Source organism: Citricoccus sp. CH26A (assembly GCF_000224415.1).
Taxonomy (GTDB): Bacteria; Actinomycetota; Actinomycetes; order Actinomycetales; family Micrococcaceae; genus Citricoccus.
In genome coordinates, this window is the sequence record NZ_AFXQ01000008.1 from 35,721 (window position 1) to 61,485 (window position 25,765).

The 25,765-nt window shown below is 72.3% G+C and carries 22 protein-coding genes and 1 riboswitch; of the genes, 9 read left to right on the forward strand and 13 right to left on the reverse strand.

Going from position 1 to position 25,765, the window contains the following annotated elements:
• Nucleotides 1-75: 75 nt before the first annotated feature.
• Nucleotides 76-942 (reverse strand): siderophore-interacting protein, encoded by an 867-nt coding sequence (locus CITRI_RS0106745; protein WP_010143921.1) that lies wholly within the window; start codon nucleotides 940-942, stop codon nucleotides 76-78.
• Between the two features lie 256 nt (nucleotides 943-1,198).
• Here CITRI_RS0106745 and CITRI_RS0106750 point away from each other — a divergent pair, with 256 nt between their 5' ends.
• Nucleotides 1,199-2,635 (forward strand): MFS transporter, encoded by a 1,437-nt coding sequence (locus CITRI_RS0106750; protein WP_010143922.1) that lies wholly within the window; start codon nucleotides 1,199-1,201, stop codon nucleotides 2,633-2,635.
• A gap of 147 nt (nucleotides 2,636-2,782) precedes the next feature.
• Here CITRI_RS0106750 and CITRI_RS0106755 read toward each other — a convergent pair whose 3' ends face one another.
• From CITRI_RS0106755 to CITRI_RS0106785, 7 genes are all read right to left on the reverse strand, one after another.
• Nucleotides 2,783-4,162 (reverse strand): LLM class flavin-dependent oxidoreductase, encoded by a 1,380-nt coding sequence (locus CITRI_RS0106755; RefSeq protein ID WP_010143923.1) that lies wholly within the window; start codon nucleotides 4,160-4,162, stop codon nucleotides 2,783-2,785.
• Nucleotides 4,159-5,643 carry an MFS transporter gene (locus CITRI_RS0106760; protein ID WP_010143924.1) on the reverse strand — a complete coding sequence of 495 codons (1,485 nt, stop codon included), beginning with the start codon at nucleotides 5,641-5,643 and terminating at the stop codon, nucleotides 4,159-4,161. The genes CITRI_RS0106755 and CITRI_RS0106760 overlap by 4 nt, the downstream gene beginning before the upstream one ends.
• Nucleotides 5,640-6,968 (reverse strand): acyl-CoA dehydrogenase family protein, encoded by a 1,329-nt coding sequence (locus CITRI_RS0106765; RefSeq protein WP_010143925.1) that lies wholly within the window; start codon nucleotides 6,966-6,968, stop codon nucleotides 5,640-5,642. Before CITRI_RS0106765 ends, CITRI_RS0106760 begins: the two co-directional genes overlap by 4 nt.
• Before the next feature lie 104 nt (nucleotides 6,969-7,072).
• Nucleotides 7,073-7,173: riboswitch (SAM riboswitch) on the reverse strand.
• Between the two features lie 65 nt (nucleotides 7,174-7,238).
• Nucleotides 7,239-8,093 carry an anti-sigma factor domain-containing protein gene (locus CITRI_RS16685; protein WP_010143926.1) on the reverse strand — a complete coding sequence of 285 codons (855 nt, stop codon included), beginning with the start codon at nucleotides 8,091-8,093 and terminating at the stop codon, nucleotides 7,239-7,241.
• Nucleotides 8,086-8,565: an RNA polymerase sigma factor gene (locus CITRI_RS0106775; RefSeq protein ID WP_010143927.1), complete on the reverse strand. Its 480-nt coding sequence runs from the start codon at nucleotides 8,563-8,565 to the stop codon at nucleotides 8,086-8,088. Before CITRI_RS0106775 ends, CITRI_RS16685 begins: the two co-directional genes overlap by 8 nt.
• A 145-nt stretch (nucleotides 8,566-8,710) precedes the next feature.
• A complete protein-coding gene (locus CITRI_RS16690) occupies nucleotides 8,711-9,193 on the reverse strand; it encodes a class F sortase (protein WP_010143928.1) in 483 nt (160 codons plus the stop codon).
• Nucleotides 9,194-9,455: 262 nt separating this feature from the next.
• Nucleotides 9,456-10,292, reverse strand: a complete 837-nt coding sequence (locus tag CITRI_RS0106785; protein WP_010143930.1) for a DUF4397 domain-containing protein — start codon at nucleotides 10,290-10,292, stop codon at nucleotides 9,456-9,458.
• 220 nt (nucleotides 10,293-10,512) lie between these two features.
• Between CITRI_RS0106785 and CITRI_RS0106790 the strand changes: the two genes are divergently transcribed.
• Entirely contained in the window at nucleotides 10,513-12,045 is a 1,533-nt protein-coding gene (locus CITRI_RS0106790; protein WP_010143931.1) for an MDR family MFS transporter, read from the forward strand.
• A gap of 93 nt (nucleotides 12,046-12,138) precedes the next feature.
• On the opposite strand, the gene rlmN is transcribed toward CITRI_RS0106790, so the two are convergent.
• The 4 genes from rlmN to CITRI_RS19605 all read right to left on the reverse strand — a co-directional run bounded on the left by rlmN (nucleotide 12,139) and on the right by CITRI_RS19605 (nucleotide 17,205).
• Nucleotides 12,139-13,440: a 23S rRNA (adenine(2503)-C(2))-methyltransferase RlmN gene (gene rlmN, locus CITRI_RS16695; protein ID WP_192807892.1), complete on the reverse strand. Its 1,302-nt coding sequence runs from the start codon at nucleotides 13,438-13,440 to the stop codon at nucleotides 12,139-12,141.
• A gap of 431 nt (nucleotides 13,441-13,871) precedes the next feature.
• A complete protein-coding gene (locus CITRI_RS0106800; protein ID WP_369732108.1) occupies nucleotides 13,872-15,086 on the reverse strand; it encodes an MFS transporter in 1,215 nt (404 codons plus the stop codon).
• 12 nt (nucleotides 15,087-15,098) lie between these two features.
• Nucleotides 15,099-15,827, reverse strand: a complete 729-nt coding sequence (locus CITRI_RS0106805; protein ID WP_010143934.1) for an oxygenase MpaB family protein — start codon at nucleotides 15,825-15,827, stop codon at nucleotides 15,099-15,101.
• A complete protein-coding gene (locus tag CITRI_RS19605) occupies nucleotides 15,736-17,205 on the reverse strand; it encodes a hypothetical protein (protein ID WP_157998908.1) in 1,470 nt (489 codons plus the stop codon). The genes CITRI_RS0106805 and CITRI_RS19605 overlap by 92 nt, the downstream gene beginning before the upstream one ends.
• A gap of 201 nt (nucleotides 17,206-17,406) precedes the next feature.
• On the opposite strand from CITRI_RS19605, the gene CITRI_RS0106815 reads away from it, so the two are divergent.
• From CITRI_RS0106815 to CITRI_RS0106845, 7 genes are all read left to right on the forward strand, one after another.
• Nucleotides 17,407-17,811 carry a three-helix bundle dimerization domain-containing protein gene (locus CITRI_RS0106815; RefSeq protein WP_010143936.1) on the forward strand — a complete coding sequence of 135 codons (405 nt, stop codon included), beginning with the start codon at nucleotides 17,407-17,409 and terminating at the stop codon, nucleotides 17,809-17,811.
• Nucleotides 17,812-17,869: 58 nt separating this feature from the next.
• A complete protein-coding gene (locus CITRI_RS16705) occupies nucleotides 17,870-18,595 on the forward strand; it encodes a low molecular weight phosphatase family protein (RefSeq protein ID WP_010143937.1) in 726 nt (241 codons plus the stop codon).
• A gap of 203 nt (nucleotides 18,596-18,798) precedes the next feature.
• Nucleotides 18,799-19,479: a three-helix bundle dimerization domain-containing protein gene (locus CITRI_RS0106825; RefSeq protein WP_237709015.1), complete on the forward strand. Its 681-nt coding sequence runs from the start codon at nucleotides 18,799-18,801 to the stop codon at nucleotides 19,477-19,479.
• Between the two features lie 37 nt (nucleotides 19,480-19,516).
• Nucleotides 19,517-20,443: a cation diffusion facilitator family transporter gene (locus CITRI_RS0106830; protein ID WP_010143939.1), complete on the forward strand. Its 927-nt coding sequence runs from the start codon at nucleotides 19,517-19,519 to the stop codon at nucleotides 20,441-20,443.
• Nucleotides 20,444-20,545: 102 nt separating this feature from the next.
• A complete protein-coding gene (locus tag CITRI_RS0106835) occupies nucleotides 20,546-20,929 on the forward strand; it encodes a metal-sensitive transcriptional regulator (RefSeq protein ID WP_010143940.1) in 384 nt (127 codons plus the stop codon).
• A 38-nt stretch (nucleotides 20,930-20,967) separates the two neighbouring features.
• The gene (locus tag CITRI_RS0106840; protein ID WP_010143941.1) at nucleotides 20,968-21,204 is read left to right on the forward strand and encodes a heavy-metal-associated domain-containing protein; all 237 of its coding nucleotides are present in this window, start codon (nucleotides 20,968-20,970) and stop codon (nucleotides 21,202-21,204) included.
• A 1-nt stretch (nucleotide 21,205) separates the two neighbouring features.
• Nucleotides 21,206-23,695 carry a cation-translocating P-type ATPase gene (locus CITRI_RS0106845; protein ID WP_010143942.1) on the forward strand — a complete coding sequence of 830 codons (2,490 nt, stop codon included), beginning with the start codon at nucleotides 21,206-21,208 and terminating at the stop codon, nucleotides 23,693-23,695.
• A 113-nt stretch (nucleotides 23,696-23,808) separates the two neighbouring features.
• Here the strand turns inward: CITRI_RS0106845 and CITRI_RS0106850 are convergent, their stop codons facing one another.
• Nucleotides 23,809-25,704: an FAD-dependent monooxygenase gene (locus CITRI_RS0106850; RefSeq protein ID WP_010143944.1), complete on the reverse strand. Its 1,896-nt coding sequence runs from the start codon at nucleotides 25,702-25,704 to the stop codon at nucleotides 23,809-23,811.
• Nucleotides 25,705-25,765: the final 61 nt, after the last annotated feature.

A 25,765-nucleotide genomic window follows, 5' to 3' on the forward strand; every position in this document is an offset into this window, starting at 1 on the left:
CCGTGCCGATCAGCGTACGGCGCGTGCGGGGACAGCGGAACCGGCCGACGGGTCCGACCGCCTGGGCCGGGACGCTCAGGCCTCCGGGAAGATCTGCCCGATCGGTTCGCGCTTCTCCGCCTGGAAGGCCTCCTCGGCCCGGCCATAGGCCCAGTAGGCGGACAGTGACATCTGCCGGCGGTCCACCCCGCGCACGTCGGCCAGGTACCGGCGCAGGTCCTTGATCATCTCCCGCTCCCCGTGGGCGAACACCTGCACGGCGCCCTCCCTCCACTCGGCGTCGATGACCGCCTGGGCCAGCTTCGTGGTCTCGGGCGTGAACTCCGCCCCGCGGTGCAGCCAGGTGACGGTGATCCCCTGGGGCACGGACAGCCCGACCTCGTCCTCGGGGCCGTTCACCTCGATGATGGCCTGCCCGACGGCGTCGGCCGGCATGGCCTCGAGGGCCGCGCCGATCGCGGGCAGCGCGGACTCGTCCCCGGCCAGCAGGTGCCAGTCCGCCGCGGGGTCGGGCAGGTACATCCCCCCGGGGCCGGTGAGGCACACCCGGTCCCCGGGCCGGGCGGAGTCGGCCCAGGGGCCGGCCAGGCCGTCACTGCCGTGGACCACGAAGTCGATGGTGAGGGTGCCGGCCCCGGGGTCCACCGAGCGCACCGTGTAGGTACGGCGCACGGGCATCTGCTCGGGGGCCAGGCGCTCGCGCAGGACCTCCAGGTCGTACGGCATCTCCAGGCCCAGCGCCGGATCGGCGAACATCAGCTTGACGTACTTGTCCGTGGCGTCCTTGTCCTGGTAGAGGCCGAAGCCCGGTCCGCCCAGGGTCAGCCGGACCATGTGGGGGCCCAGTCGTTCGGTGGCCGTCACCTCCAGGACCACGGGGGGCTTGGGCTGGCGCCGCGGCCGGGCGGCCGGGGGCTGCGGCACGGACTTCTGCTCGGTCATGGGGACACCTCTTCGTCGGGTCACCGGCTGGCGGCCGGCGGGCACGGGACGGGTCGACGCACCGCCCACGCATCCGACATTACGTCATTGACCCGTGACCCAATAATGCCCCGTCCGGGATCTTCACACCGGGCCGCACGGAACGTGTGACACACCTCACCGGCATCCTCTATGATCGTCAAAGTAACCGAACGGTCGGTCACTAATCCGTAACCTCATCCCCGCGAAGCATCCGCACCATCACCTGGAGCACACCATGGCACATCACGACGCCGCAGTGGCCTCTCCCCGGGGGCGCACCCCCGAAGAGAAGAGAGTCCTGGCCGGAACCCTCGTCGGCACCACCATCGAGTGGTACGACTTCTTCATCTACGCCCAGGCCGCCGCCTTCGTGCTGGCCCCGCTGTTCTTCGCCCCGCTGTCCGCTGACAATCCCGGCCTCGCGCAGGTCGTCACGTGGGCGACCCTGGGCATCAGCTTCCTGTTCCGCCCGCTCGGCGCCGTGGTCGCCGGACACCTCGGTGACAAGCACGGCCGCAAGCTCGTGCTGGTGATCACCCTGATCGGCATGGGCGGCGCCACCGCGCTGATCGGCGTCCTGCCGACCTACGCCCAGATCGGCATCTGGGCCCCGATCCTCCTGCTGCTGATGCGCATCATCCAGGGCTTCTCCGCCGGTGGTGAGTGGGGCGGCGCCGCCCTGATGTCCGTGGAGCACGCCCCGAAGAACAAGCGCAGCGCCTTCGGCTCCTACCCGCAGATCGGCGTGCCGCTGGGCATGCTGCTGGCCACCGCCTTCATGTGGATCCTGACCAGTTCGATGTCGGCCGAGGACTTCCAGGCCTGGGGCTGGCGCATCCCGTTCCTGTCCTCCGTGGTGCTGATCGTGGTCGGTTACCTCATCCGCAAGGCCGTGGACGAGTCCCCGGTGTTCAAGGAGATGCAGCTCCGGAAGAAGGAGTCCGCGGCTCCCCTGGGCGTGCTGCTGAAGTCCCACAAGAAGAACGTCACTCTGGCGGCCCTGATCTTCATGGCGAACAACGCCGCCGGCTACCTGGTGATCGCGTTCTTCGCCTCGTACGGCGCGAACGTGCTGGGCATGAGCCGTGAGGCCACCCTGATCGCCACCTTCGTCGGCGGCCTGGGCTGGCTGGTGTTCACGATGTTCGGCGGCTACATCGGGGACAAGATCGGCAAGATCCGCACCTTCCAGATCGGTTACGCCATCATCATCGTGTGGGCGATCCCCATGTGGTTCATGCTGGACACCGCGTCCCTGCCGCTGTTCGCCCTGGCGATCGTGATCCTCACCATGGGCCTCGGCCCGTCCTACGGTCCGCAGTCCGCCCTGTACGCCGAGATGTTCCCCGCCCACGTGCGGTACTCGGGCGTCTCGATCGGCTACGCCTTCGGCTCCATCATCGGCGGTGCGTTCGCCCCCATGATCGCCCAGCTGCTGCTGAACCAGACCGGTATGGGCTGGACCATCGGCGTGTACATCGCCGTGCTGGCCATCATCTCCCTCGTCGCCGTGTCCATGGTGCCTAAGTCCATCGAGGGCACGGACCTGCACGTCGACGAGGTGCACGAGCAGTACCTCGCCGAGCACCCGGAGGACGCCGCCATCGTGCAGCAGGCCGCCCAGGCCCACGGTGAGGCGGGCACGCCGACCGACCGGGGTGGCCGGCACTGACCCTGCCCCCTCACGAACCGGGCCCCGTCGCACCACTGGTGCGGCGGGGCCCGGTCTCGTTCCGTCTCGTTCCACCTCATCCCGTCGTGTTCCGCGGGACTGTCCGGCTTCCGTGGGACGGCCCGGCGCCATCCGGACGGTCCCGGTTCAGCGCCGGGCGGCCCCCACCGCACGCCGGTACGCTGCGCCCTGGTGGTCCGCGGCCAGGCGCGGTCCGGCACCGGTCAGGGCCTCCCGCAGGGTGCCCCCGGTCCCCTCGGCGAGGATCCCGCGGCGCCGCAGTTCCGGGGAGACCAGGGCGGTGAACCGCTCCAGGTCCGCGGGACGGACCGCCGCGGAGATGTTGAAGCCGTCGACGCCGGCCGCCTCCTGCCAGCGTTCGAGCTCGTCCGCCACGGTGGTCGGGGAACCGGCGATGACCGGTCCGCGGCCCCCGATCGCGATGAACTCGGCCAGGTCCCGTACCGTCCACGTCCTGTCCGGCGACAGCGAGGTGAAGGACGCCAGGGCGGACTGGTTGGCCTCGGTGGCGACGTACTCGAGCGGGGAGTCCGGGTCGGCGCCGGCCAGGTCCACGCCGGTCCAGCCCCCGAACAGGGCCAGTGCGCCCTCGACGTCCACGTGCCGGCGGTACCCGTCCAGCCGGGCCCGGGCCTCCTCGTCCGAGTCGGCCACCACCACCGTGGCCATGGTGAACACCTTGACGGCGTCCTCGGCACGGCCGCGTCCGGCCAGTCCCGCCCGCACGCCGTCCGTCCAGCGCCGGACCAGCTCCGGGGTGTTGCCGATGAAGAAGATCGCCTCGGCATGGTCCAGGGCGAACTCCTGGCCGCGCGTGGACGCCCCCGCCTGGAACAGGAACGGGGTGCCCTGCGGCCCGGGGTGTGTCAGCGCCTGGCCCGGGACGGAGAAGTACGTCCCGTGGTGGCCGATCGGGTGCACCCGGTCCGGGTCCACGAACACTCCCGTCTGGGCGTCGGCGCGGACCGCGCCGGGATCGAACGATCCCTCGAAGAGCTTGTACATGACCTCCATGTACTCGTCGGCCCGGTCGTACCGCTCGTCGTGCGGCAGTTGCCGGTCCATGCCCAGGTTGCGCGCGGCCGAGTCCTGGTAGGAGGTGACCACGTTCCAGGCCACCCGCCCGCCGGTGACGTGGTCCAGCGTGGCGAGGGTGCGGGCCAGCAGGTAGGGCGCCTCGTAGGTGACCGAGGCGGTGACCCCGAAGCCGAGCCGCTCGGTCACGGCGGCCATCGCGGGCACCATCACCAGTGGGTCGAGCACCGGGTACTGCACCCCGCCGCGTGCCGTGGCCCCGGTCCCTGCGCCGTAGACGTCGTAGACACCGGGGATGTCCGCCAGGAACAGGGAGGCGAACCCGCCCTCCTCCAGCGTCCGGGCCAGCGAGGTCCAGTACGCCAGGGTGTCGAAGCGGGACACCCCGGACTCCGGGTGCCGCCAGAGCCCCGGGGACTGGTGCACCGGGACCATCATGTCGAAGGCGTTCAGCAGCATGGGGCGGGTCATACGGTCGTCCTCTCGGGGGTGCCTGCGGGAGCGCCCTGGAGGGCGCCCTCAGCGGCGTTCTCGGTGGTGCGCGGGGTGCCGGAGCCGGGCGCGGGACCGGCAGGGCCGGCGTCGGGCGCGAGGTCCTGCGCGGGGCCGTGCAGATCGGTGAGCTCCGTGCCGTGCTGGTGCCGGGCGGGATCCTTCGCGGCCAGCCCGGCGATGACGGACAGCACGGCCAGCCCGGAGAGGTAACCGGCGATCAGCCACGGGGTGTCACCACCGGCGGCGAAGAGCAGCGCAGCGATCAGGGGCATCAGCCCCCCGCCCAGCACCGTGCCGACCTGGTAGCCCAGGCTCACGCCCGAGTAGCGCACGTGCACCGGGAACTGCTCGGCGAACCAGGCGGCCTGCGGTCCGTAGATCGCGTCGTGGATGAGGTTGATGCCCAGGATGATGACGAGGGGCAGCAGGGCCAGCGGTCCGGCCCCCAGGTAGGCGAACAGCACCCAGCCGAACACGCCGATCGCCGCATAGGCCGTCACGGAGACCACCTTGCGTCCCACCCGGTCGGACAGCCAGCCCCAGAACGGGGTCGAGACCAGGCCGATGGCCGAGGCGATCATCACTGCCGTGACACCCGAGGAGGAGTCCCCCCGCTCGTCGCGCAGGTAGGTCAGCATGTAGACCGTGACCAGGTAGTACACGGCGTTCTGGGCCAGCCGCAGACCGATCGTCACCAGCAGCGGGCGGCGGTGGTGCGTCAGCAGCACCTTCAGCGGCGCCTTCTCGACCTTCCCGGAGGCCTGGTGCTCGAGGAACTCCGGGGCATCGGAGACGCCGAGCCGGATCCACAGTCCCAGGGCCACCAGCAGCGCGGAGAGCAGGAACGGGATCCGCCATCCGAAGGCGGCGAACTGCTCGGCGCTCAGCACGTTCTGCACGATGAAGAACGCACCGGTGGCCAGCAGCATCCCCGCGGACGATCCGATCTGCGTGAAGGACCCGAAGAAGCCGCGGTGCCGGGCCGGGGCGTGCTCCACGCTCAGCAGCGCCGAACCGCCCCACTCCGCCCCGGCGGACAGGCCCTGCAGGATGCGCAGCACCACCAGACCGACGACGGCCCACCAGCCGATCGCCTCGAAGGTGGGCAGCAGCCCGATCAGGGTCGAGGCCACGCCCATCAGCAGCAGCGAGGCCACCAGCAGGGCCTTGCGGCCGATCCGGTCCCCCAGGTGACCGGCCACGATGCCGCCCAGCGGCCGGGCGATCACGCCGACGGCGAGCGTGGCGAACGAGGCGACGATGCCGCCGAGCTCGGTGGCCATCGGGAAGAACTGGACGTTGAAGACCAGCGCGGCGGCGGTTCCGTAGAGGTAGAAGTCGTACCACTCGATGGTGGTTCCGGCGAAGGCCGAGGCGAGGACGCGCTTCTTGCCGTCGAAGACCCGCGCGGGTCCCTGCCGTGGCCCCCCGGCGGTCGTGATGGTCGGGGCGCTCATGCGGCAGGCCCCGCCGTCTTCGCGTCGCCGATGGCGTTCAGGCCCTCCGGCAGGGTGCCGTTGATCTGGTAGTCGCCGAGGGCGCGGGCCCGGAAGGCGATCGGGTTGTGGGTGGCCACGGTCTGGGCGTTGCGCCAGTGCCGGTCCAGCCCCTTGGACGTGGAGGTCGCGGAGGCACCCACGGTCAGGAACAGGTCCTGGGCGGCGCCCAGTGCCAGTTCGGGCACCGTGACCTGGGCATGCTCGACGGCGATCTCGGACTCGTACAGGGCTTTCGGCAGGGTGCCGGTGAACTCCGGGACGTCCGCCCCGGCGTCGATGACGGCCTGGATGCCGGCGTCGAGTGCCCGCGCGGCGTGCAGCACGGTGGCCTCGGCGGCGAAGGCCTTGGCGGAGATCCGCCCGGTGGCCTCCTGGATCAGCGGGTCCTCGCGGAACGGCAGGCCCAGCCCGGTGTTGAAGGTGCGCTTGCGGGTGGCGATGGTGGCGACGGTGTCGCGGCGGGCGGCCCGGGCGATGCCGGCCAGCACGGCCAGCAGCACCAGCTGGAAGAAGGCGGCCTCGTGGACGGCCTCGGCGCTGCCCGCGGCGCGGTCCAGCACGGCGTCCTCGGGGACGGCGACGTCCTCGAAGAGGGCCGTCCCGGTACCGGTGAGCTTCTGCCCGAAGCCGTCCCAGTCGTCCTCCAGCGTGACACCGGGGGCGTCCGTGGACACCACCGCGAAGCGCCGTCCGTCCTCGCCGTCCAGGGAGGCGGAGACCCGCGTGTAGTCCGAGAAGATCGATCCGGTCGCGTAGAACTTCCGGCCGTTGAGCACCCAGCCCTCCCCGCTCCGGGTCAGCACGGTGTTCAGGGTGCCCAGGGCGTTGCCGCCCTTCTCGGTGGACGCGTTGCCCACCGTCGCCCCCGCCAGGACCCGCGGGTACCAGGCCTCCTGGAGGCGGGCGGGCAGGAAGCGCAGGGACTCCACGAAGCCGTAGTGGGACCGGTACAGGTGGGCGATGTTCGAGTCGGCCTCGGCCAGGTCGATGAGCAGCCGGGTGAAGTCCTCGATGCTCACCCCCGGACCGCCGTGGGCGGCCGGGACCCTCAGGGTGCCGAACCCGGCACGATCCAGCGTGCGGACCTCCTCCCGGGGCAGCCTGCGCTCCAGGTCCCGCTCCAGGGAACCGGCCGCGATCGAGGCGAAGACCGGGGCGAAGTGCTCGCGCAACCCCGCGTAGGAGGCGGGCAGGCCGTCGGCGAGGTTCGCGGCCCCGGCCTCCGGTCCCGGCCGGGAGAGGTGTTCGGTGGTGGCGGCCTTCTCGGCCGTGCTCTGCGACATTCGGCGGTCCTTCCGGTCACACCGAGGATTACCGGCAGTCACGCCAACGGCTGGTCCGGCGCAGGCAGCGGACACCGACGCACAGACCGACTGCAGATCCGGGATCTCCATCGGTCCTGGCCTTAGCACCCGTCGTTGGGGAGATGATCCCCTCGGGTTGCTGCGGCGTCGTCGAGCCAGGTCTCTCAGCCGCTCTGGATGGTTACGGGTTCACCCTAGCAATGGATCACCGGGGCGTGGATGTCGCCCACGTCACGTCAGGACACACAGTCATCCCGCGGTGGCGTCCCCGGACCGGGTCATGGCCCCCGCCGCCAGCGTCAGGCCGCTGTGCGAGGGGTCGCCGTCGAATTCCTCCTGGGAGACGTCCACCACCGGGAACCGGTCGAGGTCGACGCCGTCCGGCACCGGCAGCGTGGTGGTCTGGCCGGACACCGTGCCCAGCGAGATCAGCCGGCTGGCCTGTTCGTCGCGCAGCCACACTTCGTAGTACCCCTCCTGGGGTCCCTCGGAGACGTCGACGGTCAGGCGCAGGGCGCCGTCGGGCCCGGCGACCATCTCGGCGCGCCCCTCCACGTCCCGGTCCGTCACCGGCGCGAGGACCGCCTCACCGACGGCAACCGGCTGGGACGGCGTGTCCTGCCCGCCGTCCCCCTGGCTCATCAGGCCGGCCACGACGGCGGCACCGACGGCGCCGACGACCAGCCCGGCGGCCGCGGCGGCCGTGATGACGGGCCACCGGCGTCGCTGGGTCCGGGGCAGGAAGCTCACCGTGCCGGCGTCGTCGGCACCGAGTGTCCCCCCGCCACCGTGCCCTCCGGGCGCGGTCTCCGCAGACGTGCCGGACGACTCCGGGGCGCCCGGGACCGCGGTGATACCGGGTCCGGCGTGGGGATCCTGCCGGAGGCCCAGCTCCCGTTCGATGCCCGCCCACACGTCGGCGGACGGCTCGTGGAGGGTGACCGGTGCCGCGAGCGCGGACACCACGCGCTCGGTCCGGTCGAGGTCCAGGCGGCAGGCGGGGCAGGAGCGCAGGTGGGCTGCGGCCCCGGGGCCGGGCGCCTGGCCGGCGGCGATCGAGGCCAGGTCCTCCTCGGTCAGGTGCCGTTCCGCGGTCTCAGCCATCGTTCACCTCCAGTGCTGCTCGAAGCCGGGCCAGTCCCCGGTGGACATGCGACTTGACCGTTCCCAGGGGCATCCCCAGCCGTTCGGCGATCTGCCCCTGCGGGAGGTCCTGGACGAAGGCCATCCTCAGGATCTCATCCTGGGGCGGACCGAGCCTCTCCAGCGCCTCATGGACCAGCACCCGGTCCACGACCTGCTCGGACAGTTGCCGGTCCTCCCGCTGATGCTGGCCGGACGTCGCGTCCACGAGCTGCCGCTGGCGGTCCCGGGCCGCGAACGTGTCCGCCACGACCCGACGGGTGATCCCGGTCAGCCAGCCACCCAGCGGACGGGTGGGGTCGTAGGTCTCCCGCGAACGCCAGGCCCGCGTGAACACCTGCTGCGTGGCGTCCTCCGCGTCCTGCCGGTTGGACAGCGCCGCCATGCACAGGGAGAAGACGAGACGGCCATGCTGGTCATAGGCCTCACGCATGGCGTCCGGACTCCCCGCAGCGAAGCGTCGGGAGAGGTCGTCGCTGTCCAGCGTCCCTCCTCGGTCGTGGCCCCGGCGGGCGGCGGTGGTCCATCACGTCACCCCGGGACGGACCCGGGGCACGGACTGCTTCCGAGGATACGGCTCAGTCCACTGACTCTGCCACCACGATGATGTTGTCCGCATAGCTCTGCCTCTCCGGCAACCACTGTCCACCACAGGTCACTAGGACCAGCCGTTCCGGCCCGGAGCGGGTGAAGTAGGGGGTGAAGTCCAGCCCGTCCTTGCCCAGGCGCTCCACCTGGGTGACCCGGTAGGCGTGCCACCGCCCGGACTCGTCCCCGACCCGGACCGTGTCCCCCGTCCGCGCCGTGCGCAGCGCGTACAGCGGCCCCTCGGGCGTGTGCTCCGAACCGGCGTGGGCGGCGATCACCGTGTTGCCCTCGCCGTCTGCCGGTGCCGGGCCGAACCGGTACCAGGCGGCGATGGAGGCGTCCTCGGGGATCTCCATCTGCCCGTCCCCGGCCACCCCCGTGGGCACCACCGTCATCTGCGCCCCGATGGCCTCGTAGTCCAGCCGCACCGGCGCGGGCACCGGGGCCGCGGGCCGCAGGGCCGCGGAGGCCACCGGGACCTCCGCGGTTCCCGCACGGGACGCGGGGACGCCGGGGCCGGCGTCACCTGGATCCCCCGGCGCCGGGGACGAGGCCGCCGGCGCCGGGGAGACGGAGGAGGATGGTGCGGCCGCAGCCGGGTCGGAGGAAGGGGGCTCCACCACACCGGCAGGTGCGCAACCGGCGCCCGCGAGGGCGACTGCGACCGCCAGGGCGACGAGGACTCCCCCCGCCGCCCTGGACCCGCGGGGCGAGGACAGGCCCCGGCGGGTCGTCTCAGGCACGGACGGAGGACCGACGCCGCAACGCCGCCACCGCGCCGGCCGCGGCCAGGAGGAGCGCGCCCCCGCCCGCGGCCCACCACAGGCCCTGGCCCTCGGCGGGCACCTGGGTGTTGCCCGTGGGGACGCCACCGGGGGCGGAGTGCATCCCCTCGACCGTCTGGGTGGCCAGGGCGAGCGAACCGTCCTCCGCCGAACCCCAGGCGTAGACGATCGTCGCGGCTCCCTCGGTGACCTCCACGTCCGCGGGGCCGAGCACCGGGTCGGACTCACCCGCCACGGAGACCGCGGCCTCGATGGTGCCGGCCGGCAGGTCCAGGGACTGCTCGTCCGGGTTGGCCAGGCCGGGGACGGCCACCTCACCGTTCGCCCAGACGTCCACGGCCGGGGCCGCCGCGACGTGACGGACCACGAGGCGCCCGTTCCCGGCCTCCAGTGCGGAGGTGTCGTTCACGAAGGCGGTGGCGGTGGGCTGGCCCTCGGCGTCGAGATGGGCCGCCGCGGTGTAGTCGACCCCGCCGTCCAGGGTGACGTTCACCGGGCCGATGACGGGTTCCGAGTCGTCCTGCGCGTCCGCGGCGGTGACCGCGATCTCGTAGTCACCGGTGGGAAGTTCCAGGGGGCCGGCCAGGTCGCCCGGGGCGAAGTCGTCCAGGGTGCGCTCACCGTTGACGAACACGTCCACGGTGGTGTCGGGAACGCCGTGGAGCACGGAGAGCATCGCGGTGTCCCCGCCGGATCCCTCCGTCTCGCCGGCCGTGGCCGGCAGCGCCGTGCCGAGCATCGCCACGCCGCATGCTGCGGTGACTGCCAGGGGAAGTGCCTTACGCATGGTGTCGTCCTTTCACGGGACCCACAGTCGGGGCCGTCCACATGAGCACGTTTGTCCTCACACCGCCTACTACCGGCGGAGGCGCCGAAAGGTTGCACGAGGGGCGAAGTCGCTCCGGACGATGTTCCGGCCGGGGGAATCCGGGGAATAGCCTGGGCGGATCCACCGTTGGACCACCGGAGTCATTCCGGCTCCCTGCGCAACCCGAGGAGAACCCACAGTGTCGCCTGCCCCCGCCGAAGACCCCCAGCAGGGCACCATCACCGCCCCCGCGCCGCAGGCCGGCGCGTCCGCCAGGCCCGCTGACCCCGGGCTCCCGGCCGGTGCCACGCGCGTGATCTGGCTGCTGGTCGTCTCGGCCTTCGTGGTGATCCTCAACGAGACGATCATGAGCGTCGCGCTGCCGCAGCTGATGCGCGAGTTCAGCGTGGGGGCCGCCACCGCCCAGTGGATGACCACCGCGTTCATGCTCACCATGGCCGTCGTCATCCCCATCACCGGTTACCTGCTGACCCGGTTCCCGCTGCGGACGGTGTTCACCATCGCCATGGTCAGCTTCCTGCTCGGCACCGTGCTGGCCGCCGTGGCCCCCACGTTCCTCGTCCTGGTCCTGGGACGCGTGGTCCAGGCGGTGGGCACGGCCATCATGATGCCGCTGCTGTTCACCACGGTGCTCAACGTGGTCCCGGCCCACCGCCGCGGCCGCACCATGGGGGTCATCTCCATCGTCATCGCGGTGGCCCCGGCCACCGGCCCGACCATCGGCGGGGTGATCCTGGACCTGCTGCAGTGGCGCTGGATGTTCCTGCTGATGTTGCCGATCGCCACGCTGGCCCTGGTCCTGGGCGTGACCATGATCCGCAATGTCACCGACACCCAGAGGATCCCGCTGGACGTGTTCTCCGTGGCGCTGTCCGGCATCGGCTTCGCCGGCCTGGTGTTCGGGCTCAGCAGCATCGGCGCCGCGGCCGAGGGAGACGCCCTGATGCCGCCGTGGATCCCGCTCGTGGTGGGCGTCCTCGCCCTCGCCGTCTTCACGTGGCGCCAGCTCGGACTGCGCGACCACGCGCTGCTGGACGTGCGTGCCTTCCAGGCCCCGGCCTTCACCATCTCGCTGGGCATGATGATCATCGGCATGATGGCCATGTTCGGCACCCTGATCGTGCTGCCCATCTACCTGCAGAACGTCCTGGGCGAATCCACCATGGACACCGGCCTGGCGTTGCTGCCCGGCGGACTGGTGATGGGCGTGCTCGGCCTGATCGTCGGCCGCCTGTTCGACCGCGTCGGCGCCCGCCCGCTGGTGATCCCCGGCACCGCGATCGTCTCCGCGGCCCTGTGGGGCATGACCACGTTGACCGCCGAGTCGTCCCTGGGCACGGTCATCGCCTGGCACGTGCTGCTCAACGCCGGGCTGTCCTTCATGTTCGGCCCGCTGATGACCTCGGCCCTGGGCGCCCTGCCGCGCCGCCTGTACTCGCACGGCAGCGCCATCCTCTCCACCCTGCAGCAGGTGGCCGGGGCCGCGGGCACCGCCGTGTTCATCACCGTCATGACGACGGCGACCATCGCCGGGGCCGCCAGCGGCACCGAGCCGACGGTCGCCCTGATGAACGGCATCCACAACGCGATGGTCTGGGGTGCGATCATCTCGCTGGTCGCGTTCGCGGGCTCCTTCGTCGTCCGGTCCACCCCCGCCGAGGAGGAGGTCCGGCCGGTGCCCGCCCAGGTCCCGGCCGGCGTCGACGCCTGATCCCCTGACCGCACCTGGCGGTCAGGGGGGTGACGTCAGACCCCCGGATCCCGGGCGGGGACGTCATCCGTCGACCGCTGGATGCCGGGGGGCTCAGCCGCGCAGGTCGATGGACGCCGAGGTCCCGGACCGGCCGGCGTCGGGCGGGGTGACGGAACCGTCGGCCTCCTCGTCGCCCTCCGCGGCGAGCTGCCCGCAGGCGCCGTCGATCTCCTTGCCGCGGGTGTCGCGCAGGGTGGTGGGGATGCCGGCGTCGTTCAGGCGGTCGATGAACTCCTGCGTGACGTCCGGCTCGGAGGAGGTCCAGATCGAGCCCGGGGTCGGGTTCAGCGGGATGGGGTTGACGTGCACCCAGCCCCGGCCGCGGGCGTTGAGCTTCTTCGCCAGCAGGTCGGCCCGCCAGGCGTGGTCGTTCATGTCCTTGATCAGCGCGTACTCGATCGACACGCGCCGCCCGGTCTTCACGAAGTAGTTGTAGGCGGCGTCGATCGCCTCATCGGCCTTCCACCGGGAGTTCACGGGGATCAGCTCGTCACGCAGCTCGTCGTCCGGGGCGTGCAGGGACAGTGCGAAGGTGACCGGGATGCCCTCGTCCGCGAGCCGGTTGATGGCCGGGACCAGCCCCACGGTGGAGACCGTGATGTGGCGGGCGGACATGCCCAGGCCCTCGGGGGCGGGGTCCACCATCCGCCGGACCGAGGCGATGACGCGCTTGTAGTTGGCCAGCGGTTCGCCCATGCCCATGAACACGATGTTCGTGACGCGCTCGGCGTCGTGGCCGCCGTCGCGCCGCAGTCCCCCCAGCCCGCCCTCGGCGATCACCTGGTTGGCCCGGACCACCTGCTCCACGATCTCCGCGGTGGACATGTTCCGCGTCAGCCCGTTCTGGCCGGTGGCGCAGAACGGGCAGTTCATCCCGCAACCGGCCTGGCTGGACACGCACAGCGTCACCCGGCCCGGATAGCGCATCAGCACCGACTCCACCAGGGCACCGTCGAACAGGCGCCACAGGAACTTGACGGTGTCCCCGTTGTCCGTGGTCAGCCGGCGGACCTCGGTGAGCAGTGGCGGGAACATCTCGGCCACGAGCGTCTCGCGCTGGGCCGCGGGCAGGTCCGTCATGCGCTCGGGGTCCGAGGTGTGGTGCACGAAGTAGTGGGTGGAGAGCTGCTTGGCGCGGAAGCCCGGCAACCCCAGTGCCTTGACCCTCTCCTGGCGTTCGGCCAGGGTCAGGTCGGCCAGGTGCGTCTTCGGCTGGGCCACGCGCGGCTGCTTGAACTGCAGCAGCGGCCGCCCGTCCTCCGTGGTCTGCTGCGTCCAGCCCTCCGCCTGCGGCCGGACCTGGGGACGGTTGGCGTCAGGGCCCGTGGCCGCGGCGGCCGGGTTGGAGAGCATCCGCCCGTCCAGGGGCCCGCCGATGCCCTGGCGCTGGAGCCGCTCGCGGTCCTCGGAGAGCTGCCGGGCCTCGGTCTCGTCGATCAGTCCGCGCTGGGGACGGTTCAGCTTGAGCTTGCCGTCCCGGGCGTGCTCGAGGTGCGCGTCCGCGGGGTCGGCGGCGCGGCGGGACTGCCGGCCCTGCTGCACCGGTGCGGTGCGGGGCGGGCGGTCCGGGGTGCGGGAACGGTTCTGGTCAGCCATCGGCCCCATTCTCCCACGGCTGTCCAGCCCCGGTAGGGGCCGACGCCGGCCAGGGGCAGGGGGCGCCAGGGCCCCTCGCCGTCAGGAACGGACTTCGTCGCCATCCCCGGGCGAGGATGGCGTCATTTCCCGCATCTGATGCGGTGGCCGCGGACCTGATGCGGAGACCGCGGACGGACGCCCCACGGTCACTCCTCGACGGCCCGGTCCCGCCCGGCCAGCCAGCCGAACACGGCCGCTCCGAGCCCGGAGGCCGCGAACAGCCATGCCGCGGGACCGAAGGAGCCCGTGACGGCGAAGACCTGCCCCGTGATGAACGTCCCCGAGGACCCCAGCCCGTACCCGAGGCCCTGCATCATGCCGGAGACCCGGATCGCCATGTGGGCGGACTCACTGCGCAGGGTGATCATGGTCAGGGCCAGCGCCGTCAGCGCCCCCTGGCCCACGCCGAGCACGCCGGTCCACACCCAGATCCCCGCCATGGGGCCGTGGATGGACAGGATGAACCCGGCGGCGGTCAGCGCGGCCGCGGCCACGTTCAGCGCCGACTGGCTGCGCATCCGGGCCGCCAGCACGGGGGCGGCCAGGGAACCGGCCATCTGCAGCACGATCGACACCGCCACGATCAGCCCGGCCAGCCCGCCGTCGAGGCCGCGCTCGCGCAGGATCGGGGCCAGCCAGGCGAAGGCGGTGAAGGACGTCATCGCCTGGAAGACCATCATCAGGGTGATGTGCCAGGCCACCGGGGACGTCAGCGGGCTGCACCCCGTGGTGGACGTGACCGGCCGGGCACCGGACCGGTGCCTCCGGAGCACGGGCACGAGCAGCCCGGCCGTCACCAGCACGGGCACGGCCCAGATCCCCAGGGCCAGCCGCCAGTCCCCCACCGCCTCGTACACGGGGAACGTGAGCCCGGCGCCGAGGGCTGCCGACCCGCAGATCGCGGTGGTGTACAGCCCGCTCATCAGCCCCAGGTGGTTGACGAAGTCCTGCTTGACGATGCTGGGCAGCACCACGTTGGCCAGCGCGATCGCCGCCCCGGAGAACACGGTGCCGACCAGCAGCGTGACCATCGCGCCGCCGTCGGGAACGGGGACCGAGCGCACCACCAGGCCGAGCGTGAGCAGCAGCAGGGCGCCGAAGAGCACCCGCCAGGACCCGAAGCGGCGCGCGAGCACGGGGGCCAGCGGGGCGAAGACGCCCAGCAGGGTGGCCGGCACGGTGGTCAGCACGGTGGCGCCCCACCCCGGCAGTCCGGTGGCCGCGGTGATCTCCGGCAGGATCGCGGAGAACGAGGAGAACAGGGTCCGCAGGTTCAGCGAGACCAGCACCACGCACACCGCCAGGTACAGCCAGGAGACCGGTGACGGCGACGGGAGTGTTCTCGATCTCACAAGGGGCATCATGCCACCCGCTCAGGCCAGGGTGCGCAGCACGAGGGCGGACGGCAGCTCACGCAGGCGCCGGGGCAGCCTCGGATAGATGCCCCGCACCACCCGCCACAACCGGTCCTCGCGCACCGAGTCCGCGCCGTCCCAGTCCAGCCCCAGACCGGTGCGGACCGGGTGCGGCAGCATGCCGGCGGCGGTGAAGCGCACCAGCGGCATGAGGCGGCGCAGCCACCAGGGGGCGGTCTCGGCGGCGAACAGGTCCCGGCAGATCACCCGGGCCTCCTCGGTCACCTCCAGGGTCCCGACGGCGGTGCTCCAGTACCGCTCGAACCCCCCGCGGTCCCGCGGCCAGAGGTCCGCGGGCATGCCGAGCAGGGTGCCCAGGACGGCGTAGTCGCGGTAGATCTCCTCGGACCGGGCGTCGTCGAGCGTGCCCCACAGCCGCCAGCGCGCCTCCTCGGCGGCACGGTAGAGGGTGGCCGTGACCCACAGCTGGGCCTGCGGGTCGGCCGCCGAGTACGACCGGCCGCCGTCGTCGGTCCCGCTCACGGGACGGTGGGCCGCCCGGACCCAGCCGGTGACCGCGTCCCGCATGCCGGCGGCCTCCGGCAGGACCGCGGCGTAGACGTACTGCAGGGTGTGCCGCAGCCGTCTCACCGGGTCAGCGGCGAAGTCCGAGTGCCGGGCGACGCCGGCCCCGACGGGCCTGTGTGCGACCTGGAGGAGGATCGCCGCCCCGGCGCCGGCCAGCACGATGGCCTCCCGGGCCAGGCCGATCGTGGTCAGCGGCGCGTCCCGGTGCCCGCGCGGGACGGGACCTGCGGGGACCACCGGTCCGGTCACCGCCGCTCCCCCGGGTCCACCCGCCAACCGCGGTACGGCGGGGGAACGCGGCCGGCGCCGCGGCGGGGACCGGGGCCTGGGTCCTCACCGGCTCCGTCCGGGCCTCCAGCGCCGTCTCGAGCGCCTCCATCTGCTCATCGCGCTCGGCGTCGCCGAGGCCGGCCACGGTGAGGACGGCGTCGAGGTTGCGGATGAAGACCACCAGCCAGGCGTAGACGATCCCGGCCATCGCCAGCTCGAACCCGGTGAGGTTGTAGTAGCGCAACGGGAACCACAGCAGGGTGGCGACCACCCCCAGGGCGACCATCAGGTAACTGGCCACGTACACCGCGGCCGGGAAGCCGGGCAGCCACCACTGGATGGAGGCCAGCATGAGCAGGAACGCCGCCCCGAGGACGCGGATGAACGTGGAGTGGACGGGGTCGGAGAGGTTGATCGGCACGATCCCGGCACCCACCATGCACAGCCCGATGACCACCAGGCCCCCGCGCAGCACGGTGATCCTGGCCCGCCGCCCGCCCGCCGACTCGCGGGCCCGGGCCCAGGCGTAGAGGTCCTGGGTGATGAAGGAGGCCAGCGTGGTCAACACCAGCCCGGAGACGGTCAGGGTGGTGTTGAAGGTCCAGAAGGACAGGATCCCGGCCTGCCCGGTGCCCAGTTCGGAGAAGAACGCGTGCCACCAGAACGGGTTCTCGGCCAGCAGCATGGACACGATCATCCCGGACGCCATGAACACCGCCAGCAGCGAGGACAGCGAGCGGGTGGAGATCCGGGCCGCGGAGTTGAACCCCAGGTACCCGGCCACCGCACTGATGATCGTCATCATCACCGTGGCCGCCACCCGGTCCACGGTCAGCCCCGTGAACGCCTCCTGGAAGAGGCGGAACAGGGCCAGGCAGGCCATGACGGCGATCGCGGCATGGACCACCAGCAGCCCGACCGCGTCGGCCACGAACCAGCCCCAGCGTCGGCGGGTCATCCACTGATGGGTGGTCCGGGTGGACCGAGCGAGCCCCACCAGGCAGGCCACACCGGCGCAGGCGCCGGCCGTGATGGCGGCGATCATGCCGACGGACCCGTCCCCGGACAGTGGCCGCCGGTCCTGGAACAGCAGCAGCCCGACGGCGGCTCCCACCGCCGCGGAGGCGATGGCCACCCAGATGGCCAGCGACTCCCGCACCACCGGGTTCGTCACCCGGCGGGCGGCAGGGTGTCGCTCCGCCGCCGGCTCGTGGTGGTTCGGGGGGCCGCCCGGGCCGGCGGTGGCGGGTGCAGGGTGTGGGCTCACGTCCGTCACGGTGGCCGATTGTGGCACGACCGGGTGAACCGTCGTCCACCGGGACCCGCCACCGGCCGTCCGATCGGGGGAAGAGTGTTGCGTTCCTCACAGGATGTCTTATAGTGATTCATGTTCTGTTCACCTGGCGTTCACTTTGAACGGGGTGACGGAGGGCGACGAGGTCGTCGCCGAGAGAAGCAAGGAGATGCCATGACCACCCACGTCATGACCGATGACCGGCCGAGCGGCCGTCATCTCACCACCGCCGTTGCCGCGCGCAACGGGATGGCCGGCGGACTTCCCACCGGTGCCAACGACATCGTCCACGCCCGCGTGCTGGACCGGGCGGTACAGCGCCTGAACGTCACGTACGGGAGTGACCTGGAGGCCGGCCTCATCCGCCGGACCGTCCAGAAGGCCTACCGGGAACTCGAGGCGTCCGCCCGGCTGAGGACGTTCCTTCCCGTCACCGCAGCCCATCTCGCCGAGAACCGCCTGCGCGAGCTGGCCAGGGCGGCCCGGGACGGGCGTGCCGGCGCCGCCCGTCCGCTGTCCACGACCACCGAGGCCGGCCCCGCGGGCACCACGCGACCCCGGGAGCGGGCCGCCGCCTGACCCATCCGAGGCCCCGGTGGGCGCGGGCGTTCCCGCCCGGGGCGTCAGCACGGGAGTGATGACCATGCACCAGGATCCAGACACCCAGGTCCTGGCCGGACGGACCGGCCAGGACCACCGCGAGCGCGACCAGCAGGTGCTGGCCCGCCTGGCGGCGCACCTCTACGAGCGGTATGCCCCGGCCGTGGACCGGGCCACGGTGGACCGCCTGGTGGCGGAGACCTATGCGGAATTCGACCGTCGGGCGACCGTCAAGTCCTTCCTCGCCACCACCGCCGGACGGTTCGCGGAGAGCAGGATCCGCGCGCTGGCCGTGGCCCGCGGAGCCATCGAGTCGCCGTTGCCGCGAGTGCTCTTCATCGACGACGCCAACGCCGGCCGCTCACAGATGGCCGCGTCCCTGACGCTCAAGCACTCGGACGGCCGGATCACCGCCCGCTCGGCGGGGCTGGAGCCTGCCGGCTCCATCTACGAGGACGCCCTGACCGCGATGGACGAGGTCGGCATCCCGTTGCACTACGCCTTCCCGAAGCCGTTGACGGCCGACGTCCTCGAGGCGGCCCAGGTGGTCATCACCTTCGACTGCGCGGACCGGGTCGACCGGCTGGAGGGGAAGGACTATCGCGACTGGGGCATCCCCAACCTCGTCGGCCGCCCCCTGGAGGACGTGCGCCGGGCCCTCGCGGAGATCGAGTCCCGCGTCCTGGATCTGGTCCGGGAACTCGGGCCCGATTCCCGGCAGGCCGCGTCCGGGCCGGCGCCGTCAGCACCCACCACGACCTGAAGGCTGACACCCCTGCCGGGGGTCCAGCGACCACCCCCGCCTCCACCCGGTGTGGGACACCGGGCGGGCCCGGACGGGGTCTTGACCGGCCCCCTCCCGCTGGCCAGCATGGTGCCCGGCGGCCCCGGACAGGGCCGTCCGGTCCCGGGCCCCGTCCGTGGCCGTCATCGGCCCTGCACGGGCCCGCCACCGTTGGAGTGATGATGGACCGGAACACCACGCCCCAGGACACCGCCCACGACGACAGCCATGCCTCTCGCGCCCTCGACCGCAACGTCCTGGCGCGCACCGCCGCCCACCTCTACGAGCGGTACGCCCATGTGGTGGACCGGGAGACGGTGGAGCGGGTGCTCCAGGAGTCCTACGAGGAGCTGGAACGCACCGCCGCCGTGAAGACCTACCTGACCGCCTCGGCCGGCAATTTCGCGGACAGCAGGCTGCGTTCCCTGGCCATCGCCCGGGGTGCCATCGAGGCGAGGAACCCGCGCGTGCTGTTCGTGGACGACGCGAACGCCGGCCGGTCCCAGATGGCGGCCTCGCTGGTCCTCCAGCACACCGAGGGCAGGATCACCGCCCGCTCCGCCGGTCTGGAACCGGCCGGGGCGATCTACGACGCCGCCGTCGAGGCCATGGCGGAGGTCGGCGTCAACCTGGAGCACGCCTACCCCAAGCCGCTGGCCGACGACATCCACCGGGCCGCCCAGCTGGTCGTCACCCTCGCCTGCGCCGACCGCGTCGAGCGGGTCGACGGCGTCGAGTACCGCGACTGGGACATCCCCAGCCTGGAGGGCAGCGACATCGAGGACGCGCGGCGGGTACGGGATGACATCGACACGCGGGTGCGGGAGCTGATCGCCGAACTGGGCCACGGCGCGGAGTCCTGAGGCGGGGCCCCGGGGGGCCTGGGCCTATGATCGCCGCATGACGGTTGACCGAGTCGCCCCCGGCCATCGGCACGGTACCACCGCGGCACGCGGGCGACTCGCGACCGCCTTCGGCATCACCTCCGCGATCCTCGTCGTCGAGGTGGTCGGCGCGGTGCTGACCGACAGCCTGGCCCTGCTGGTCGACGCCGGGCACATGCTCACGGACGCCGGCGGCCTGCTCGTGGCGCTGGTCGCGGCCCAGCTGGTGCTCAGGCCGCCCTCACGCCGCCGCACCTGGGGCCTGCTCCGGCTGGAGGTGCTGGCCGCCGGCGCCCAGGCCACCATCCTGCTCCTGGTGGGAGCGTTCGCCCTGGTCAACGGCGCGTTCCGGCTGGCGGACCCGCCCGAGATCCACGCCGAGGGCCTGTTGCTCTTCGGCGCGCTGGGACTGCTGGGGAACGTCGCCTCCCTGGCGGTCCTCGCCGGCGGCAGGAAACACTCCCTGAACCTGCGGGCGGCGTTCCTGGAGGTGGTCAACGACGCCCTGGGCTCGGTGGCGGTCATCGTGAGCGCGGTCGTGGTGGCCACCACCGGCTGGATGCGCGCCGACGCCGTGGCCGGCATGCTCATCAGCCTGCTCATCATCCCCCGGGCGGTGGTGATCATGCGCGAGGCCGGCAGCGTGCTGCTGGAGTCGGTGCCCGCCGAGCTGGACCTGACGGACATCCGGCGGCACCTGCTCAGCATGCCCCACGTCCTGGAGGTCCACGACCTGCACGTGTCCCGGATCGACACGGGCACGCCCGTCCTGACCGCCCACGTGGTGGTGGAGCGCGGCTGCTTCGACGACGGCCATGCCACCCAGATCCTGCAGGACCTGCAGGACTGCGTCACGGAGCACTTCCCCCTGCCCGTGGAGCACAGCACCTTCCAGCTGGAACCGCCCGGGCACCGGGAGGGGGAGGGCCACGTCCACTCGTGAGCGCCCCGGCGGCCCCGGGGGGCGCGCCCCCGCCGGGACCCCCGGGCATACACCCCCTAGGGGTACTTGCCCCGATACCCCTAGGGGGTATATGGTCGGGGCATGAGCAGCGAAGCGAACCTCACTGCCGGCCCCGTCGTCCCCACGGCGGGCCGGGACGTCCGGCCGGCCGACGAGGCCGACGGCACCCCGGGCCACGGATACAGCCCGCGCAAGGACGAGTACCTGAAGCGCCTGCGCCGGGTCGAGGGACAGGTCCGCGGCATCAGCCGCATGGTGGACGAGGACCAGTACTGCATCGACGTGCTGACCCAGGTGGCCGCCGCGACCAAGGCCCTGCACGCCGTGAGCCTGGGCCTGCTGGAAGACCATCTCGGGCACTGCGTCGCCGAGGCGGCGCGCCAGTCCCGGGACACCGGGGACGACACCCTCGTGCAGGAGAAGATCGCCGAGGCCACCGCGGCGATCGCCCGGCTCGTCCGCTGACCACGACCGACATCATTCCGACCTCCAGGAGGACTCCCATGACCACCACCGACATCAAGATCACCGGCATGACCTGCGGCCACTGCGTCCGGGGCGTCACCGAGGAACTTTCCGTGCTGCCCGGGGTGACGGGCGTCGAGGTGGACCTGGTGGCCGGGGGTACCTCCGTGGCGACCGTGACCAGCGAGGGACGGCCGCCGGCGCCGGAGGACCTGCAGGCCGCCGTCGAGGAGGCCGGGTACGCCGTGGCCACCCCCGGTCTGGAGTCGGCCTGAGATGAGCGCTGACCACGCCGCGACCGCCCCGGACCGGGCCACCGGGACCCGCAGGGTGGACCTGGACATCAGCGGGATGTCCTGTGCCTCCTGCGTCCAGCGCGTCGAACGGAAGCTGGGCAAGCTGGAGGGCGTGAGCGCCTCGGTCAACCTCCCCCTGGAGACGGCCGCCGTCACCGCGCCGGCCTCCGTCACCGACGCGGAGCTCGTCGCCGCCGTGGACCGCGCCGGGTACTCGGCTACCGTCCGCCGTCCCGCCGGCGTCCGGGGCGACCGTCCGGCGGAGCACGCGGGCGGGGACGTCCGGCGCGAGGACATCCAGCGCGGGGTCGTCCGGCGCGAGGACATCCGGCGCGGGGCCGAGGGGCCCGAGCAGGGTGAGCGCCCGGATCACGCCGAACACGGGGACCACATGGACCACGGGCCCTCCGGCGAGGCGATCCGGCCCCGGCTGATCGGGGCGGCAGTCCTCACGGTGCCCCTGTTCCTGATCTCCATGGTCCCCGCCCTGCAGTTCCCGCACTGGGGCTGGGTCGCCCTCGCCCTGGCCACCCCCGTGACCTTCTGGTCCGCCTGGCCGTTCCACGCCGCCGCGTTCAAGGCCGCCCGCCACGGTTCCTCCACCATGGACACCCTGGTCTCGATCGGCGTGCTCGCCGCCTGGGCCTTCTCCACGGTCGAACTGCTCCTGGACCCGGGCATGACGGCGCTGGCGGGGACGGAACACGCCGGCATGGCGGGCATGGCCTCCATGGCGGACCACCAGCTCTACTTCGAGACCGCCGGCGTGGTGACCACCTTCCTGTTGCTGGGCCGCTGGCTCGAGGCCCGGGCCAAGCGCCAGGCGGGCGAGGCCCTGAGGTCCCTGCTGGACCTGGGCGCCAAGACCGCCACCGTGCTGCGGGACGGCGTGGAGACCACCGTGCCCGCGGCCGCGCTGGTGCCCGGCGACGAGTTCGTGGTGCGTCCGGGCGAGAAGGTCGCCACGGACGGCTTCGTGGTCAACGGCCACTCCGCCGTGGACACCTCCCTGATCACCGGTGAGTCCGTCCCCGAGGAGGTCGGCCCGCAGGACACCGTCACGGGTGCCACCGTCAACACCTCCGGCCGCCTGCTGGTGCGGGCCACCCGCGTGGGCAGCGACACCACCCTGGCCCAGATGGGCCGCCTGGTGTCCGAGGCCCAGACCGGCAAGGCGCCGATCGCCCGGCTGGCCGACCGCATCTCCGCGGTGTTCGTGCCGATCGTGCTCGTCATCGCCGTGGTGACGTTCCTGGCGTGGCTGGCCCTGTCCGGTGACCCGCACTCCGCCTTCCGCGCCGCCGTCGCCGTGCTGGTGATCGCCTGCCCCTGCGCCCTCGGTCTGGCCACCCCGGTGGGGCTGCTGGCCGGCACGGGACGCGCCTCGCAACTGGGCATCCTCATCCGCGGCCCCCAGGTCCTCGAGGACACCCGCACCGTGGACACGATCGTGCTGGACAAGACCGGCACGGTCACCGAGGGCACCCTCGCCGTCACCGGCGTCACCCCCCTGAACGACTTCGACGCGGACACCGTGCTGCGGCTGGCCGGCGCGGTGGAGTCGCACTCCGAGCACCCGATCGCCCGGGCCATCATGGACGCCGCCCGCGAGGCCGGCGGCATCCCCAAGGTGACCGGCTTCGCCTCCTCCGCCGGCGGCGGGGTGCGCGGCCTCGTGCACGACGTCGGCTCACCGGCCGCCCCGGGCACCGTCACCGCCACCGGTGCCACCGGGGGTGACACCGCGCAGCCCGGCCGTGCGCAGCCGCGCACCGTCGCGGCGGGCCGGTCCGGGTACATCGGCACCCTGCTGGACTCCGGCACGCTCACCGAGGCGGAGACCGCGGCCCTCGACGCGGCCGAGGGCGCCGGTGCCACCGCGATCTGGGTGGTCGTCGACGGTCGCGTCGCCGGGATCGTCTCGCTGCAGGACACCCTCAAGGCGTCCTCGGAGCAGGCCATCGCGGAGCTCACGGAGCTGGGGCTGCGGCCGATCCTGCTGACCGGGGACAACGCGCAGGTCGCCGCCCGGGTGGCGACCGCCGTCGGGATCCCGGCCCGGGACGTGTTCGCCGGGGTGCGCCCCGAGGACAAGGTCGCCCGGGTGAGGCAGTTGCAGGAGGCCGGCCGGGTGGTCGCCATGGTCGGCGACGGCGTCAACGACGCCCCCGCCCTGGCGCAGGCCGACCTGGGGATCGCCATGGGGTCCGGCACAGACGTGGCCCGGGAGGCGGCGGACATCACCGTGATGGGCTCGTCCCTGCACCAGGTGGTGCAGTCGGTCCAGCTCAGCCGCAGGACCCTCGGCATCATCAAGTCGAACCTGTTCTGGGCATTCGCCTACAACACCCTGGGCATCCCGGTGGCGGCGTTCGGGCTGCTCAACCCGATGGTCGCCGGTGCGGCGATGGCCGCCAGCTCCGTGCTGGTGGTGGCGAACTCGCTGCGGCTCACGCGCTTCGCCCGGTAGGGGCCTGCCGCGCCGCGCGGGCGAGGACGACCGGCGCCGCGCGGGCGAGGACGACCGGCGCCGTGCGGGCGGTGACGACCGGTCGTCTCCTCCCGCACGGCGCTGAGGGGCGGTCAGGCGCCGTAGATGCCCTCGAAGAACGCCGTCAGCTCGTCCGTGGCGGACAGCGGGAGCACCTGGGCGACGTACTGGTCCGGGCGGACGACCACGACGACGCCGTCGCGGCTCAGGCCGCGGGCCTCGAAGATGTCATCCTCCGGATCCGTGCCCCAGACCTTGTTGAGGTTGGAGATCTGGAACGCGCCGACCTTCGGGCGGAACACGGCCGGCGTCTGCATCAGCTCGACCTCCTCGTGCGGCTGCTGGTAGACGACGTTGACGTCGAACAGCGCGTCGAGGTCCTTGCCCACGGGGGTGAACCGGTGTACCGGGGACTCGGCGGAGTCGAGCCACTCGGCCCAGGCCCGCAGCGCCGAGTCCTGCGCCGAGGAGACGGCGGAATCCGCGAACGCGTAGATCCGCCAGCGGCCGTCGGCCACGTGCTGGTGGCCCAGGTACTTCGGGTTGGTGTCGCAGACGCGCTTGACCGGGTGGGCCTTGAAGCGCTTGCCGAGGGGGAACCCGGTGGCCAGGTCCTGGTGCGTGGCATCGCCCCGGAGCCGCCCCGCCGGGTACTCGGTCATGAACCCGGCCGGGAACTCCGCGGTCTTGACGTAGAAGTCCTCCAGCGCGGTGGCGCTCTCCAGCTCCTCCGGCTTGGCCGCCATCATGGAGGACCACTCGCGGTCGAAGTCGATGAGGTCCTGGGCGATCTGCTGGCGCTCGGCGGTGTACGTGGACAACAGCGAGGCCGGGGCCAGCCCGGTGAGCACGTGGCCCAGCTTCCAGCCGAGGTTGAACGCGTCCTGGATGGACACGTTCATGCCCTGGCCGGCCTTGGCCGAGTGCGTGTGGCAGGCGTCACCGGCGATGAACACGCGCGGATCGCGCTGCCCGGCCTCCTCGACGGGGACGTCGTCGAAGCGGTCGGTCACCCGGTGCCCGACCTCGTAGACGCTCCACCAGGCCACGTCCTTCACGTCCACCGCGTACGGGGTGACGATCTCGTTGGCCTGCCGGATGATCTCGTCCAACGGCGTCTTGCGAACCGCGCGGGCGTCGTCCTGGCTCACCTCGCCCAGGTCCACGTACATCCGGAACAGGAAGCCGCCCTCGCGGGGGATGAGCAGGATGGAGCCGTGCCTGGACTGGATGGCGCACTTGGTGCGGATGTCCGGGAAGTCCGTCTCGGCGAGCACGTCCATCACGCCCCAGGCGTGGTAGGACACCGCGCCCACGTGCTGGGCGCCGATGTCCCGGCGGACTCCGGAGCGTGCACCGTCGCCGCCGACCACGTACTTGGCGCGCACCACGCGCTCCTGTCCCGGGTTCACCCCGGCCTCTGCGCTCTCGCCGGTCCGCCGCAGGGTGACGGTGACCGGGTACTCGCCCTCGCCCATCTCCAGCTTCACGTACTCCCAGCCCCAGTAGGGCTCCGTGCGCGAGGGCGCGTTCTTCGCGAACCGGGCGAAGTAGTCCAGCACGCGGGCCTGGTTGACGATCAGGTGCGGGAATTCGCTCACGCCGGTGGGGTCGTCGACGGTGCGCGCGGTCCGGATGATGTGGTCCGGGTTCTCGGGATCCGGCTTCCAGAAGTTCATCTCGGTGAGGTCGTAGGCCTCGGCGATGATCTCCTCGGCGAAGCCGAAGGCCTGGAAGGTCTCGACGCTGCGGGCCTGGATGCCGTCCGCCTGGCCGATCTCCAGGCGGTTGGGGCGGCGGTCGATGAGGCAGGTCATGACCTCGGGGAAGCTGGCGAGCTGGGCCGTGGCGGTCATGCCGGCCGGGCCGGAACCGACCACGAGGACGTCCATGGTCTCGGGCAGTTCGGGTGAGCGCTCGATGCCCACGCCGGCGGCGGGCTGCACGCGCGGATCGGTGGAGACGTATCCGTGGTGGTGGAACAGCATGGTGACTCCTGCGGTCGTGAATGCGGGGAGAGAAGGGGTGTTCTATAATCGAACATACAGT

Excerpts from the sequence above, each read along its gene's own strand:
- CITRI_RS0106745 (WP_010143921.1), bottom strand. The coding sequence starts at position 942 with ATGACCGAGCAGAAGTCCGTGCCGCAGCCCCCGGCCGCCCGGCCGCGG.
- CITRI_RS0106750 (WP_010143922.1), top strand. The coding sequence starts at position 1,199 with ATGGCACATCACGACGCCGCAGTGGCCTCTCCCCGGGGGCGCACCCCC.
- CITRI_RS0106755 (WP_010143923.1), bottom strand. The coding sequence starts at position 4,162 with ATGACCCGCCCCATGCTGCTGAACGCCTTCGACATGATGGTCCCGGTG.
- CITRI_RS0106760 (WP_010143924.1), bottom strand. The coding sequence starts at position 5,643 with ATGAGCGCCCCGACCATCACGACCGCCGGGGGGCCACGGCAGGGACCC.
- CITRI_RS0106765 (WP_010143925.1), bottom strand. The coding sequence starts at position 6,968 with ATGTCGCAGAGCACGGCCGAGAAGGCCGCCACCACCGAACACCTCTCC.
- CITRI_RS16685 (WP_010143926.1), bottom strand. The coding sequence starts at position 8,093 with ATGGCTGAGACCGCGGAACGGCACCTGACCGAGGAGGACCTGGCCTCG.
- CITRI_RS0106775 (WP_010143927.1), bottom strand. The coding sequence starts at position 8,565 with ATGCGTGAGGCCTATGACCAGCATGGCCGTCTCGTCTTCTCCCTGTGC.
- CITRI_RS0106785 (WP_010143930.1), bottom strand. The coding sequence starts at position 10,292 with ATGCGTAAGGCACTTCCCCTGGCAGTCACCGCAGCATGCGGCGTGGCG.
- rlmN (WP_192807892.1), bottom strand. The coding sequence starts at position 13,440 with ATGCTCTCCAACCCGGCCGCCGCGGCCACGGGCCCTGACGCCAACCGT.
- CITRI_RS0106800 (WP_369732108.1), bottom strand. The coding sequence starts at position 15,086 with ATGCCCCTTGTGAGATCGAGAACACTCCCGTCGCCGTCACCGGTCTCC.
- CITRI_RS0106815 (WP_010143936.1), top strand. The coding sequence starts at position 17,407 with ATGACCACCCACGTCATGACCGATGACCGGCCGAGCGGCCGTCATCTC.
- CITRI_RS16705 (WP_010143937.1), top strand. The coding sequence starts at position 17,870 with ATGACCATGCACCAGGATCCAGACACCCAGGTCCTGGCCGGACGGACC.
- CITRI_RS0106825 (WP_237709015.1), top strand. The coding sequence starts at position 18,799 with ATGGACCGGAACACCACGCCCCAGGACACCGCCCACGACGACAGCCAT.
- CITRI_RS0106830 (WP_010143939.1), top strand. The coding sequence starts at position 19,517 with ATGACGGTTGACCGAGTCGCCCCCGGCCATCGGCACGGTACCACCGCG.
- CITRI_RS0106835 (WP_010143940.1), top strand. The coding sequence starts at position 20,546 with ATGAGCAGCGAAGCGAACCTCACTGCCGGCCCCGTCGTCCCCACGGCG.
- CITRI_RS0106840 (WP_010143941.1), top strand. The coding sequence starts at position 20,968 with ATGACCACCACCGACATCAAGATCACCGGCATGACCTGCGGCCACTGC.
- CITRI_RS0106845 (WP_010143942.1), top strand. The coding sequence starts at position 21,206 with ATGAGCGCTGACCACGCCGCGACCGCCCCGGACCGGGCCACCGGGACC.
- CITRI_RS0106850 (WP_010143944.1), bottom strand. The coding sequence starts at position 25,704 with ATGCTGTTCCACCACCACGGATACGTCTCCACCGATCCGCGCGTGCAG.